The organism is Pseudomonas sp. MF7453 (genome assembly GCF_016405455.1).
GTDB classification, from domain to species: Bacteria; Pseudomonadota; Gammaproteobacteria; order Pseudomonadales; family Pseudomonadaceae; genus Aquipseudomonas; species Aquipseudomonas paralactis.
Map to the genome: position 1 here is coordinate 61,933 of NZ_JAEKCN010000014.1, position 14,401 is coordinate 76,333.

The 14,401-nt window shown below is 58.9% G+C and carries 10 protein-coding genes; 8 read left to right on the forward strand and 2 right to left on the reverse strand.

Going from position 1 to position 14,401, the window contains the following annotated elements; translation table 11 throughout:
• Positions 1–84: 84 nt before the first annotated feature.
• Complete coding sequence (locus tag JFT63_RS21460; protein ID WP_186560507.1) at positions 85–486, forward strand: cupin domain-containing protein; 402 nt, start codon at positions 85–87, stop codon at positions 484–486.
• 66 nt (positions 487–552) lie between these two features.
• Here JFT63_RS21460 and JFT63_RS21465 read toward each other — a convergent pair whose 3' ends face one another.
• Positions 553–1,182: a DNA-3-methyladenine glycosylase I gene (locus tag JFT63_RS21465; RefSeq protein WP_186560505.1), complete on the reverse strand. Its 630-nt coding sequence runs from the start codon at positions 1,180–1,182 to the stop codon at positions 553–555.
• Positions 1,183–1,398: 216 nt separating this feature from the next.
• Here JFT63_RS21465 and JFT63_RS21470 point away from each other — a divergent pair, with 216 nt between their 5' ends.
• The 4 genes from JFT63_RS21470 to JFT63_RS21485 all read left to right on the forward strand — a co-directional run bounded on the left by JFT63_RS21470 (position 1,399) and on the right by JFT63_RS21485 (position 5,406).
• Positions 1,399–2,724 (forward strand): C4-dicarboxylate transporter DctA, encoded by a 1,326-nt coding sequence (locus tag JFT63_RS21470; RefSeq protein ID WP_177327440.1) that lies wholly within the window; start codon positions 1,399–1,401, stop codon positions 2,722–2,724.
• Positions 2,725–2,882: 158 nt separating this feature from the next.
• Entirely contained in the window at positions 2,883–3,584 is a 702-nt protein-coding gene (locus JFT63_RS21475) for a FadR/GntR family transcriptional regulator (RefSeq protein WP_057703508.1), read from the forward strand.
• 17 nt (positions 3,585–3,601) lie between these two features.
• Positions 3,602–4,285, forward strand: a complete 684-nt coding sequence (locus tag JFT63_RS21480) for a GntR family transcriptional regulator (RefSeq protein WP_198708372.1) — start codon at positions 3,602–3,604, stop codon at positions 4,283–4,285.
• A gap of 131 nt (positions 4,286–4,416) precedes the next feature.
• A complete protein-coding gene (locus JFT63_RS21485) occupies positions 4,417–5,406 on the forward strand; it encodes a tetratricopeptide repeat protein (protein WP_198844699.1) in 990 nt (329 codons plus the stop codon).
• Positions 5,407–5,469: 63 nt separating this feature from the next.
• Here the strand turns inward: JFT63_RS21485 and JFT63_RS21490 are convergent, their stop codons facing one another.
• A complete protein-coding gene (locus JFT63_RS21490; RefSeq protein WP_057703511.1) occupies positions 5,470–10,338 on the reverse strand; it encodes an NAD-glutamate dehydrogenase in 4,869 nt (1,622 codons plus the stop codon).
• Between the two features lie 478 nt (positions 10,339–10,816).
• On the opposite strand from JFT63_RS21490, the gene JFT63_RS21495 reads away from it, so the two are divergent.
• The 3 genes from JFT63_RS21495 to JFT63_RS21505 all read left to right on the forward strand — a co-directional run bounded on the left by JFT63_RS21495 (position 10,817) and on the right by JFT63_RS21505 (position 14,399).
• Positions 10,817–12,604, forward strand: coding sequence for a dermonecrotic toxin domain-containing protein (locus tag JFT63_RS21495; RefSeq protein ID WP_198844700.1), 1,788 nt, complete (start codon positions 10,817–10,819; stop codon positions 12,602–12,604).
• 122 nt (positions 12,605–12,726) lie between these two features.
• Entirely contained in the window at positions 12,727–13,077 is a 351-nt protein-coding gene (locus tag JFT63_RS21500; protein ID WP_198844701.1) for a hypothetical protein, read from the forward strand.
• A gap of 362 nt (positions 13,078–13,439) precedes the next feature.
• Positions 13,440–14,399, forward strand: a complete 960-nt coding sequence (locus tag JFT63_RS21505; protein ID WP_005787860.1) for an AAA family ATPase — start codon at positions 13,440–13,442, stop codon at positions 14,397–14,399.
• The last annotated feature ends 2 nt before the right edge of the window (positions 14,400–14,401 follow it).

Sequence of the window (14,401 nt, forward strand, 5' to 3'; positions counted from 1 at the left end):
GGGATTTTCCGGCGTATTGGTCATTGGGGGCGTGCGCGCTGCGGCGTAGGGTGAAGGAGTCTTGAATTACCTGGAATCCTGATCATGAAACGATTGCTCGCCACCACGCTGATGCTCACCTCCCTCAGCGCAATTGCCCACGACCCGGTGTACAACCAGGAAACGCTCAAGGTGCTGCAGGAGCACGCCTTGACCAACGTACCCGGCAAGAAAACCCTCATGCTCACCGTGGACTACGCCCCCGGCCAGGCCACCGTGCCCCATAGCCACACCGGCACTGCTGTGGCTTATGTACTGCAAGGCGCGGTCACTTCGCGGGTCAACGATGAGAAGGCGATCACCTACCACGCCGGGGAATCGTTCTATGAACCGGCCGGCTCGCGGCATTTTGAGTCAAGCAATGCCAGCCAGACCCAGCCGGCCAAGTTGCTGGTGGTGATGGTGATGGATGACAAGGCTGAGGTACTCACCCCGCTTCCCAAATAATCAGCAACACCACAAAACCCATGTGGGAGCTGGCTTGCCTGCTCCCACAGTTTTAACCGTGTCTGGTCAGGGACGTTTGAATAGGTCGCGCTGGTGTTCAATGCGCAGCCGGCACTCGCAACCCTCCAGATGATCATTGACCATCCCCATCGCCTGCATCAACGCATACATCGTGGTCGGGCCGACGAAGGTCCAGCCGCGTTTCTTCAGGGCCTTGGACAAGCGCATCGAAGCCGGTGAGGTCGGATTACCGGACCAGTAGGCGATGTCCACCACGGCCGGGCGTTCGGCTTCGCCGGGTTCGAATGCCCATAACCAACGTGCCAGCGAGCCGGTTTCTTCCACCATTTCACAGGCCCGGCGCGCGTTGTTGATGGTGGAGACGATCTTGGCGCGGTTACGCACAATCCCCGGATCCGTCATCAACCGCTCGATATCCGCCTGGCCATATTGCGCGACCTTGCGAAAATCAAACCCGTGGAACGCCTGACGAAAATGTTCACGCTTGCGCAAGATCGTGATCCACGCCATCCCGGCCTGGAAGCCCTCCAGGCAGATTTTCTCGTACAACTGCACGTCATCCGCCACCGGCACGCCCCATTCGTGGTCGTGGTAATGAAGATATTCCGGGGCGGCGTTGCGCCAACTGCAATGGGTACACCCTGTGGGGTCGGTTGTCAGTCCTGGTTGGTCCATCGATCACCTCATGTGCCGAGGGCCGATGATACGCAAAAAATTTTAAACCCCGTCAACCGCTCAAGCACCGCACTGACCGACCAACTGGTCAGACCGGGACCTGCCAGCCGGTGAATATTTACTTGTGGTTTGAAAAAAACCGAGCGTAGACTGGCCCGGCACTGGACTTACCGGTAAGACCACAACAATTAAGCCCTGGAACCACCAGGGCACCGAATAGAGATCCCTCCCATGCTCAGATGGTGCTCGCGTTCGATTTTCCTGCAAGTCGTGATTGGCCTGATGCTCGGCATCGCCTGCGGCCTGGCCCTTCCCGAATTCTCCTCACAACTCAAACCCCTGGGTGACGGCTTTATCAAGCTGATCAAAATGCTGATCGGTCTGATCGTATTCTGCGTGGTGGTCAGCGGTATTTCGGGCGCCGGTGATTTGAAGAAGGTCGGGCGTATCGGCCTCAAGTCGGTGATCTACTTTGAAGTGCTGACCACCGTTGCCCTGGTGCTCGGCCTGATCATGGCCTTCAGCACCGGCATCGGCAGCGGCGCCAACATTCACCTTGAGCAACTCTCTTCGGCCGGTTTGAATGAGCTGGCCGACAAGGGCCAGCACATCAAGGGCACCAGCCAGTTCCTGATGGACCTGATTCCCAACTCGGTGATCGGTGCATTTGCCGATAACAACGTGCTCCAGGTGTTACTGTTCTCGGTACTGTTCGGCAGCGCGTTGAACCTGGTGGGCGAAGCGGCCAGCGGCATCTCGCGGCTGATCAACGAATTGAGCCATGTGATCTTCCGCATCATGGGCATGATCGTGCGCCTGGCGCCGATTGGCGTATTCGGTGCCATCGCGTTCACCACCAGCACCTACGGCCTGGACTCGCTGCAACACCTGGGCAGCCTGGTCGGGCTGTTCTACCTGACGTGCTTTGCCTTTGTCGCGCTGATCCTGGGGCTGGTGATGCGCTTGTCCGGCCTGCGGATGCTGCCGCTGCTCAAGTACCTGCGCGAGGAGCTGCTGATCGTGATGGGCACCGCTTCATCCGACGCCGTGCTGCCGCAGATCATGCGTAAGCTGGAACATCTGGGCATTGGCAGTTCCACCGTGGGTTTGGTGATCCCCACCGGGTACTCGTTCAACCTCGACGGTTTCTCGATCTACCTGACCCTGGCCATCGTGTTTATCGCTAACGCCACCGGTACACCGCTGTCGATGACCGACTTGCTGACCATCCTGCTGGTATCGTTGATCACCTCCAAAGGCGCCCATGGCATTCCGGGCTCGGCATTGGTGATTCTGGCGGCGACACTCACGGCAATCCCTGCGATTCCGGTGGTGGGCCTGGTGTTGGTGCTGGCGGTGGACTGGTTCATGGGCATCGGTCGGGCGCTGACCAACCTGATCGGCAACTGCGTGGCTACCGTGGCGATTGCGCGCTGGGAAAAAGACATTGATATCCAGCGTGCCAACAAGGTGCTGGACGGTCAGCAAGGCTATGCCTTCCAGGCCAAGAAACCGGTGCTGCCGGCGCATCAGGAGTTCTAGGACAACACCCATCCAATGTGGGAGCTGGCTTGCCTGCGATAGCGGTGAGTCAGCGTCAAATGTAGTGCCTGACACTCAGTCATCGCAGACAAGCCAGCTCCCACATTGGCCCTTTGCCAGACTGAATACTGTATGAGCAACATCAAGGAGCCATCGACGTGATCAGCACTTCAACCGTCGTCAATTCAGTGGTAGAAAAACTGCGTGCCGCCCTCGCACGCGGCCAGTGGCGGCGTGGCGAAATGTTGCCCGGCCAGCGTGAACTGGCCGAGCAACTGGGCATCAGCCGCCCGAGCCTGCGCGAAGCGGTAATCGTGCTGGAAACCCTTGGCCTGGTGCGTTCCATGCCCGGCAAGGGTGTGGTGGTGCTGGAAACCAGTGTCAGCGAGCCGCAGTCGAGCGACGCCGTGGCCGACGCCAGCCTCGAAGACATTCTGCAGCTGCGCTACACCCTTGAACCCTTCATCGTGGGCCTCGTCGCCCAATCCATCAGCAGCAAGGAGATCGGCCAACTGCGCCTGACCCTGATGGACATGCGCGAAGCTCTGGATGCCGGTGACGCCGAGGCGGGCATGAACGCCTACATCGACTTTCACGAAGAACTGTTTGCCCTGACGTCCAACCCGATCTTCCAGAACGTGGTGCAACAAACCAGCACGGCACTCAAGCAAAGCGCCCAGGTGTTGCGCAATTCCCCAGAGCACTTGGCCGAACGCCTGCACGAAAACGAGGCCGTGGTACGCGCCATCCGCAACAAGAACAGCGCCCTGGCCAGTGCCGAAATGCGTCGGCACATCCTGCAGGAAGGCCTGCGCATGGGCATTCGCTTGAACATCCCGGATGACCATCTGGGCAGTTGAATAATTGGAGACCGGCCATGAACGTCCAAGCCCTGCAACGCGACCCCCTGCCCTGCCTGCGTCTGGTGTCGGGCAAGAAGCTTTCGGTCGATGACATCTACCCACGCCTGTTCGACGCGATCCTTGAGCAGCGTATCGCCCCCGCCAGCCGCTTCACCGAAGAAAGCCTGGGGGAAAGCTTTGGCGTGAGCCGCAGTGTGATCCGCCGCGTTCTGGCCAAGTTGTCCCATCAACAAGTGATCATCCTGCGCCCCAACCAACGCGCCCAGGTGGCTGCGCCGGATGCCCAGCAGACCCGGCAGATTCTCGAAGCCCGGCGCATGACCGAAATGACGGTGGTGCAATTGGCGTGCGCCCAAGCCACGTCGGTACAGGTACGCCAGCTACGGGACTTGATCGCCCGCGAGCGTGACTGCATCGAACGCGACCAGCGCGGGCCGGCGATTCGGTTGTCTGGAGAGTTCCATTTGCAGCTGGCCGCCATCGCAGGGAACGGCCCATTGGCGCAGTTTCTTAACAGCCTGGTGCCATTGACCTCGCTGGTCATTGCCCAATACGAAACGCAAGCCTGCACTTACTGCGCGTGGCAGGAGCACAGGGCGATTGTGGACGCTGTGGAGCAGCGTGACAGCAACGCCGCTGTGGCCTTGATGACCCGGCACCTGGACCACCTTGAAAGCAAGTTGCTCATGCACCATTGATCCTGAAGAACAGATCAAAAGCTTTTCACTGTTTGCCAAACCGCAGCGCGCTAAGTAATTAACGCCTGGGCTCCAGGCGCTCTTCATAACCTGTGTAACGCACAATCCAGTGCTTAATACAGGTATGAGATATGTCCACCGAATCCCAAGTGCTGCCCCCTCTGTTCTCGCTGATCACACAGCTGCATGACGAGGCCGGGACAATACCGGCCCACTTGAACTCGACCCTTGCCGAATTAACCGAAGCAGCCAAAGACACCGGGTTCTCGCTATTCAGCTTGCGCAGATACAAAAAGGCCAGGTTCCACCTGACCATCGCTGGCGCCGCTGGCGACGTAGACGCGCAATACACCATGGCCACGTGCCAGTCTGTGCTGGACGGGGGGGGACGCCGTCCGACCTCCGCCACCCGGCAATGGCTGTCGCTGGCTGCCGCCCAGGACCACATACCTGCCTTGATGAGGTTGGGTGACGTTCACTCACTGGCCAAGGCCAAAGAGCTGGCAACCCAAGCAGCAAATAACAATGCCCCCCGTGCAATGATCTACCTGTACTTGATGACCCAGGACATCGAATGGCTGAACCGCGCCGCTGCCACGGGCGCGCCTGAGGCGCTGTTTGAACTTGCTCAGGCTTACCGTAAAAGGCCAGCACTGATTGCCAACACCCTGCAACGCGAGGCAACGGTTGCGCAGTTGATCCAACGCTCGGCCGACGGCGGGCATCGCGCGGCGGTGTATGAATTGGCCTTTGCCGAAGACGGAACGGTGAGTACCGAGCAAAAGCAGAAACGCATCATTCAATTGGCCGAGATGGGCCAACTGGACGGGCTGCTTGAGTATGGCTATGCGCTGGCGGGCCTGTCTCAAGACAAAGCCAAAACCCACCGCACGTACGGGCTTGAAAGGAACCTGCCCAAAGCCTGTGCATTACTGAGACTGGTGCTGATAGAAACCGCTGACGCGATGGCACTGCCAAATATTGAAGCGGACTATTGGGCATTGATGCATCAGATGTCAGACACCCAGGACTATCAAGCGATCCTGGCGGATCTTCAGGAAACCACACCGAAGCTATTCAGCGTCCTTGAGCCGATGGTCCTTGTAGGCCTGCCTGATTGAGACCTGCTCCAATTAAAAAGCCCCCGTATCTGACGATACGGGGGCTTTTTTGTCAGCGCTTGATCAAGCCGGCTGCAACACCGACTGACCGCTCAACGCCAGGTCCAGCAACTCCCGGTTGGCCACCGCATACATGGCGTAGTCCGTGCCGACCGCGGCACGAATTTCCACCATCATGGCACGCCAGCGATCAGCCATGTCCTGGTGCTGCTCAAGCCACAGGGCCACACGGGCTTCCATGTCTTGTGGCGCGTCAGCCATTTGCAGTACCGAGATGGTAATCGCACGTTGCTGCCAGTCCACGTCATCGCGGAAGGCTTCGCGGGCCTGGGCCTGCCAGTTGTTGGCCACCGGCAGGTCGCTGATCTGCTGCAGGTACCACGGCAGGTCCAGGGCGCTGCCGACGGCGAAGTAGGCCTTGGCCACTTCGGCGGCGTCGTGCCCGGTCACGTCGGCGGCTTCGATGATCGGCAGCAAGGTGTACAGGTGGGTAGTACCTGCAACCATGCGTGCCAACAACTCCGGTACGCCGGCCTGGGTGTAGGCCTGGTAACGGTTCTGCCAGCCTTCACGGGTCGGACCTTCCAGCAGTTCGTCAAGCTTGAGACCCAACGCCGCCAGATGCGGACCGAAGTGCGCAGTGTCACGCCCGGCGTCCTGTTCGTTGCGACGGCTGCGCAGGAACCAGCGCGTAGCACGACGGCCCAGGCGCATCAGTTCGTCCATCAGCTCCAGTTGCACGTCGGCCGACACCTGGTGGTCCAGGGCTTCGATCTGACGGAACCAGTGCGGGAGGTGGAAGATATCACGCACGATCACATAGGCACCGGCGACGTTCGCCGGGCTCATGCCGGTCGACTCTTTGAGTCGCTGCACGAAGGTGATACCCATGTGGTTGACCAGGTCGTTGGCGATCTGGGTGCTGACAATCTCGCGCTTGAGACGGTGGCGACGCATGGCTTCGGAGAACTTGGCCACCAAACTCGGCGGGAACGCGGTCTCCATGTCACGGGTCAGGTACTCGTCATCCGGCACCTGAGATTTGAGCAGCGCTTCCTTGAGGTCGATCTTGCTGTACGAGATCAGCACCGACAGCTCCGGACGGGTCAGGCCCTTGCCGGTGGAAGCGCGCTCGGTGAGCTGTTCTTCGGTCGGCAGGTACTCGATGGCGCGGTCCAGCTTGCCACGGCCTTCCAGGTCGCTCATCAGACGCTTGTACTCGGCAGCACGCTCGTAAGCCTTGCGTGCGGCCAGGGACAGGGCCTGGGTCTGCTTGTAGTTGTTGCCCAACACCAGGTGGCCGACTTCGTCGGTCATGCTCGCCAGCAACTGGTTGCGTTGCTTGTCGGTCATGTCACCGGCCTGCACCACTTCGTTGAGCAGGATCTTGATGTTCACTTCGTGGTCGGAGCAGTCCACGCCGCCGGCGTTGTCGATGAAGTCGGTGTTGGAACCGCCGCCATTGAGGCCAAACTCCACACGGCCCAGTTGGGTCATGCCCAGGTTACCGCCCTCGCCCACCACCTTGCAGCGCAGTTCGTTGCCGTTCACGCGCAGCGCGTCGTTGGCCTTGTCGCCCACGTCGGCATGGCTTTCGGTGCTGGCCTTGACGTACGTACCGATACCGCCGTTCCACAACAGATCCACCGGCGCCTTGAGCAAGGCGTTGAGCAGTTCGGTCGGGGTCAGCTTGTCGGCCTGGATGTCGAAGCGCTCTTTCATCTGTGGCGAGATGGCGATGCTCTTGGCGCTACGCGAGAAGATACCGCCGCCTTCAGACATGATGCTGGTGTCGTAGTCGGTCCAGGACGAACGCGGCAGCTCGAACATGCGCTGGCGCTCGACGAAGCTGGTGGCCGGGTTCGGGTTCGGGTCGATGAAGATGTGCAGGTGGTTGAAGGCCGCGACCAGTTGCAGCTTGTCGGACATCAGCAAACCATTACCGAACACGTCACCGGCCATATCGCCGACGCCCACTACGGTGATGCTGTCTTCTTGCACATTGATGCCGCGCTCACGGAAGTGACGCTGCACACCTACCCACGCGCCCTTGGCGGTGATGCCCATTTTCTTGTGGTCGTAACCGGCAGAACCGCCGGAAGCGAACGCGTCACCCAGCCAGAAGCCGTAATCGATGGCGATGCCGTTGGCGATGTCGGAGAAGGTCGCAGTGCCTTTGTCCGCCGCCACCACCAGGTAGGGGTCATCGTCGTCATGGCGCACGACGTTGGCCGGAGGCACCAGGGCGCCATCCTTAAGGTTGTCGGTAATGTCCAACAGGCCGGAAATAAAGATGCGGTAGCAAGCGATGCCCTCGGCCGCGATCTCGTCACGGCTGCCGCCCAATGGCAGGCGCCGCGGCAAGAAGCCACCCTTGGCGCCCACCGGCACGATCACCGAGTTCTTAACTTGCTGGGCTTTTACCAGGCCGAGCACTTCGGTACGGAAGTCTTCTTCACGGTCGGACCAGCGCAGGCCGCCGCGAGCGACATTGCCGAAGCGCAGGTGCACGCCTTCAACCCGTGGCGAATACACGAAAATTTCAAACTTCGGCACTGGCTTGGGCAGTTCGGGAATCGCGTGCGGGTTGAACTTGAAGCTGAAGTACGACTTGTTCTGGCCGTTGGCGTCGGTCTGGTAGAAGTTGGTACGCAGGGTGGCCTTGATCAGGTCAAGGTAGCGACGCAGGATGCGGTCTTCGTTGAGCACCTGAACATCGTCCAGGGCGGTGAGGATCGCTTGCTCCAGGCGCTGCTGCTTGTCTTCCAGGTCGTCGGCGGTGAGCTTGCGCGCGAGATAAAAGCGGGTCTTGAACAACCGAGTCAACTCGCGGGCGATGTCGGTGTGGTTGTTCAGGGTGCTGGCGATGTAACCCAGGTCGAAGCCCAGGCGGATCTGCTTGAGGTAACGGGCGTAGGCACGCAGCAGCGCAACGTCGCGCCATGGCAGGCCGGCGGTCAGCACCAGGCGGTTGAACGCGTCGTTCTCGGCGTCGCCATGCACGATGTGCACGAAGGCGTCCTGCAGGGTGTCGTTGAGCTGCTGGATATCCAGGTTCACGCCTTCGGCGGCGATGAACGCAAAATCATGGATCCAGAACTCACGGCCATTGGCATGGCGCAGGCGATACGGGAACTCGCCCAGCACGCGCAGGCCGAGATTTTCCAGGATCGGCAGTACGTCGGACAGCGCCAGCGGAGTATCCGCATGGTAGAGCTTGCAATGCAGCTCGCGCTGACCGGAGACCTGGCCCAGCGGCTGATAGAAGCTCATCACCAGCGGGTTGGCTTCGGTGAGGCTGTTGAGGTGCTGCATGTCGACCACGGCCGAATGCGCGGCAAAACGCTCGCGATAGCCGGCCGGGAAGCCTTTGGGGAAGTCGGCCAGCACGTTGGTGCCCTGGGCTTCGCCGAAGCTTTCCACGACCAGGCTGGCGTAGTCGTCCTGCCAGCTGCGGCAGGCTTGCACCACTTCTTTTTCCAGTTGCAGCGGGTCGATGTCCAGGCGGTTCTTCGGGTCTACCCGCAGAATCAGTTGCACACGGGCAAGGACGGACTCGGAGAAGAAGGTCCAGAACTCGCAGTCCGAAGCCTTGAGGCGATCCATCAGCACCTGCTGGATCTTCTGGCGCACTTCGGTGGAGTAGATGTCACGCGGCACGTAGGCCAGGCAGTAGCAGAAACGACCGTACGGGTCTTTGCGCAGGAACACGCGGATCTTGTTGCGCTCCTGGATCTGCACAATCGACATGACGGTGCTGAACAATTCGTCGACCGGGGTCTGGAACAGGTCGTCGCGGGGCAGCACTTCAACCACCTGGGCCAGTTCCTTGCCCAAATGCGCCTTGGCCTGGAACCCCGAGCGACGCTCGATTTCCGCGACCTTGCGACGAATGTACGGGATCACTCGCACGCTTTCGCCGTACACCGAGGAGGTGTAGAGGCCCATGAAGCGGTGTTCCTTGATGACCTTGCCGTCGGCGCTGATCTCGCGGATCGACACATAGTCCGGATACGCTGGGCGGTGCACGCGGCTTGGGTGTGCGGCCTTGGCGAACGACAGCACGGTCGGCTCGCGCAGGTAGGCTACAGCGTAGTCTTCGATGCGCAGGTCCTCGGCGGTGAGGCCGGCGCGCAACAGCTTGGTCAGACCGAGGAAAGAGCTGGCGTCATATTCGATATGACCGCCGTCCGCCTCGTCACGTACCACAAACTCTTCATAGCCCAGGAAGGTGAAGTGGTTGCCCACCAGCCATTCCAGGAAGTTCTTGATCTCGGCTTTTTCTTCGCCGTCGATGGCGAACGCGCTGGCGTCGATACCGGCCAGCAGGTCCTGGACCTTGGCTTTCATCGGTTCGAAATCAGCCACAGCCACGCGCACTTCGCCCAGCACCTGCTCAAGCTCTTTGCTCAGCACGTTCAGTTCGGCGGCGTTGGCGCAGCGGTCAATCTCAAGGTACATCAGCGATTCTTGAAGAATGCCTTCGCCCTGGGTGCCCTTGGGCAGGATTTCCAGCAATTCGCCCTTGCTGCCACGGCGCACGCTGAGCACGGTGGTTTGCAGGGTGTGGATGCTGTAGCCACGGCGGTTCAGCTCGGTGCGTACCGAGTCGACCAGAAATGGCAGGTCATGGTGCAACACTTCGACCGCGGTGTGGGTCGATTGCCAGCCATGACGTTCGTAATCAGGGTTGTAGACCCGCACCTGCGGTTGGGTGTGATCAAAGCGCTCAAGCAGGCGCCAGGCAGACAGGGTGCAACCGGCCAGGTCGGAAAGGCGACGCTGGGTCAGTTCGTCCAGAGAAATGATGCCGAAGAATTGCTCAGCGAACAGCGCCACTTGTGGCAGTGCCTGTTCACTGATGTGCTGCGCCAGTGCCGCTTGCAGTTGGTGCTGGAAGTCGGCCTTGCTGGCTGCGGTGAAGAACGCCATCTGTGGTACTCCGCTTGGGCTTGTTATTGATGGAAGCGTCGCGTGTTATCCCCTTGCGGGGAGACCGTCAGCTCTGTTCGTGGGTCACGATAAACGAATCAGAGCGACAGGTGGGTGAAGCTGGACAAGACAGTCAGGTCACATTCAACGTCCATTGGATGCACACCGTGCCGGGTGACGGTACGACGGGCAGGTCAGGCGCCTGGCGCGGGGCACATCCGTTGCGCAGCTTAACGAGTGTAGTAAGACCGCTGCTTTCCGCACGGCGACATATTCGGTCAAGCGCAGGCAAACCTGAAGCAGCTCGCTTTCCCAGGCTCGGCAAGCGCGCCAATAGGTTTTATCAACCGAATTCATAGAATCTTAAAATGGATTCAAGTCGCCGGGTTTGACCAATCAGTTGTTAGTCGATGCACATCGCGTTGATTGAACAACACCCCAAGGACGGCCCACTCGTTAGTTGAGGTGAGCTTTGAGTATGAACAACGTAATTGCGAATATCTCTTATAAGCACATAAATGCTTCGGCGTATGTGCCGGTCGACGGCCCCACTGCTCCCATCGCCCCACCGAAGGCTCCAGCGATTGATGACCCTGCCCACCCCGAATCAAACGCTGGCCCGTCAGGCGTTGCACCCTCTGCAACGCCTGACGGGCTCGACAACCCTCGTGGGGCGGCCCAATACCAAAAGTGGAAAGCGTCCAGCTTTGGTAAATCCGACGCGTGGAAGGATGCCCATATCCCCGCACACCTTAAAGTCTTTTTGGCGCATGACCGATCAGTTCAGCTCAACGCCGGAATAAAAGATTATTCAACGATGAACTACGTTGCTACACCCGAAATGAGAGAGAGCACCCGGAATCAGATAAAAGCTCACTATAAAGAACATCATGGGCTGGATATCGACCCGGATAAAACGTACCTGATGACATTCGTCTACAACGTGAGGGGTCACACACCGCCCTACCCCGGCCGAATTATCAGCAAAATATCCTTGACGGATGCTGCTATCAAAAATATTCAAGACACCCCTGGCCATGACAAACTGCCCAAGGTCTCTTTCAATCAACATCAACAGTCCCCCCCGCCCATTGAGATCGTGGATCACCTGACGATCGGGTATCACCGCAGCTCTGGCCGCCATGGCTACCAAAACAGCCCAACTGCACTGAAAACCCAACAGTACGAAGGGATTTACTTCGACCCCCCTGCAAACCAACGCTACGACGCGTCCAACCAAGCCCCCATCACGCCAAAATCATTCCGTGCCTACGTATGGGATACCAGTTTCAGCAAAACACATAAAGCTGAGCTAAATAACTTCTGGAACGAATACCGAGACAAGTACAGCACGTTGTCCAAGATGTCTTTTGTGACTGCCGCGCATAAACAATTCAAGGAAAATACCCTAAGCCCAGAGGGCCGTGACCTGGCGATGCGGCTGGCGGGCATCCGTGCGCAAAAGCCACTTGACTCATTGACGGCCAAAGACTTCCAAGCGGCCTATACCCACGATCCCAATCTGGAACTAAAAGAACTTACGTTTGAAGGGCGGGTGGCGTCGGGCATTTTTTATGCCATCGATAAAACCACCCAAAAAACCCTGCTCTACATGACAGGCAATTCATCTCCCATCCATGAGTTCGACAACCCTACCCTGATGCGCAAGTGGTTGACCGAACAAATGACGGACGAAACAAAACGCAAACAGTTCGTCGAATATTTCAAGCTGGGCGACCGCGCAGACAGCGTATGGGAGGCTGGAATTGACGTGCACCTTGAAAAAACCGGGCAACATGCAAAACATCACACTAACTGGTTGGAGGATAGGCCTTTCGGCGGAAAACCCATCGAAGCAGACCCGTTCAAAAGCATGCAGGCCCGTGTGGAGCAATATACCTATAACAACACTGATTCGACCTATGTCAGCAATGATGACTGGAAGAAAAAGAACGTGCTCGCCGAATTAAAGAGCGCCAGCAAGTCCTTGGTGATACTTGCCCCGGTAGCGCTGGCGGTGCCGGAGATTGGTATCGCAGTCTTGCTATTTGATCTCGGCATCGCCGCCACAGAAATCGGTTTGGGTATTGATGATTACCGAAAGGGACGGCCGGGTGCAGTTGACCGCATTACTTTTGGCGCTTTCAATGCGCTGCAGATAGCGAGCAAAGAAGCGGGCTCAAGAGTGCTTGCCCCCGTGGTAAAGCCGCCTATAGAGGGGAAGATTCTGCCCAAGATCGTTCCGCAGATTAATCCGCCCACTTAACCCTGCGTTTATCATAGGTGGCGCCCTGCATGGCTGCATTAGCGTCATCTGTACCCGACCGTAAAAAACGGCATAATGGCAAGATTGCGGCCACACCCCCTCGTATTACCATAGGTTTTGTCATGAAGTTGAACACCGATGCACTGATGGCCACGCCCTGCGACAACGAAGAAGACAACATGGCCATGCTGTGCTGCCACGGCAAGAACGGCGAAATGTTCATGTTGAGCCGTTACCCGGATGAAGAAGAAGTGGAACTGACCTGGGATTACGAACCGTCGACGCTGGATGGGCTGAAAGTGACCTTGAGTGCCACTACCTTGCTGGTCGAACTTGCAGCGGGTGATGCCGATGCATTGGGTGGCAAGGATCACCTGGAGATCACCCACGCCACGGCCGCATCCGACCTGGCCGAAGTGGAGGAAACCTTGCAGATCATCCTCGCAGGCACTGGCACGTTCATCCGGATTTAAGCTGCACCCTGGTTCAAATGTGGGAGGGGGCAAGCCCTAATGCCAGTCAGTTAAGCGTACATCGCCCTCTGTAGGAGCGAGCTTGCTCGCGAAAAACCTCAACGATAACGCGTGCTTCCTGAATGAACGTGGCGCCTATGAGTTTTTCGCGAGCAAGCTCGCTCCTACAAAAGCCTTAACTGACTGGCATCAGGGCTTGCCCCTCCCACACTGACCGTATTCCCACACCAAAACCCTACAAGTTTTTCTGAAAATACACGTGACGCCGTTAGTCGCCACCCCCTTCGATGCATTAAAGTAAGCCTCCCAAGCCTGACGCTCGCGCTCGACCCTCAGGCTCATCTTTCCAGGAACCGTCATCGATGGAACATCGTGAAGCGCTGCTTGCGCTGCGAACCTTTCTTTCTACGCAGATTCTCGGCCAGGAAAAACTCATCGATCGCCTGCTGATCGCCCTGCTCGCCGACGGCCATATGCTGGTCGAAGGTGCGCCGGGGCTGGCCAAGACCAAAGCGATCAAGGAGTTGGCCGAAGGCATCGAAGCGCAGTTCCATCGTATCCAGTTCACCCCTGACCTGCTGCCCGCCGACATCACCGGCACCGAAATCTATCGCCCGGAAACCGGCAGCTTCGTGTTCCAGCAGGGGCCGATCTTTCACAACCTGGTGCTCGCCGACGAAATCAACCGCGCCCCGGCCAAGGTCCAGTCGGCCTTGCTTGAAGCGATGGCTGAGCGCCAGGTCAGCGTGGGCCGCAGCACTTACGAGCTGTCGCCGCTGTTTCTGGTGATGGCCACGCAGAACCCCATCGAACAGGAAGGCACCTACCCGCTGCCCGAAGCTCAGCTAGACCGCTTCCTCATGCACGTCAAGATCGGCTTCCCGGACGCCGCCGTTGAACGGCGCATCCTGCAACAGGCGCGCGGCGAAGCGCTCAATGGCGAAACCAAACCCGAGCGGCGCGTCAGCCAACAGGCGATCTTTGCCGCCCGCAAGGAAATCCTGGGTTTGTACATGGCCGATGCGGTAGAGGAATACCTGGTGCAATTGGTCATGGCCACGCGCACCCCGTCCAAATTCGACCCGGAAATGGCCGAGTGGATCGCCTACGGCGCCAGCCCCCGTGGCTCCATCGCCCTGGACCGTTGTGCCCGGGCCCATGCCTGGTTGGCCGGTCGCGATTTTGTCAGCCCGGAAGATATCCAGGCAGTCTTGTTCGACGTGCTGCGCCACCGCATCATCCTGTCGTTCGAAGCCGAAGCGGCCGGGATAGACCAGGACCGCGTGGTACAACGCATTCTTGACGTTGTTGCCGTCGCTTGAAG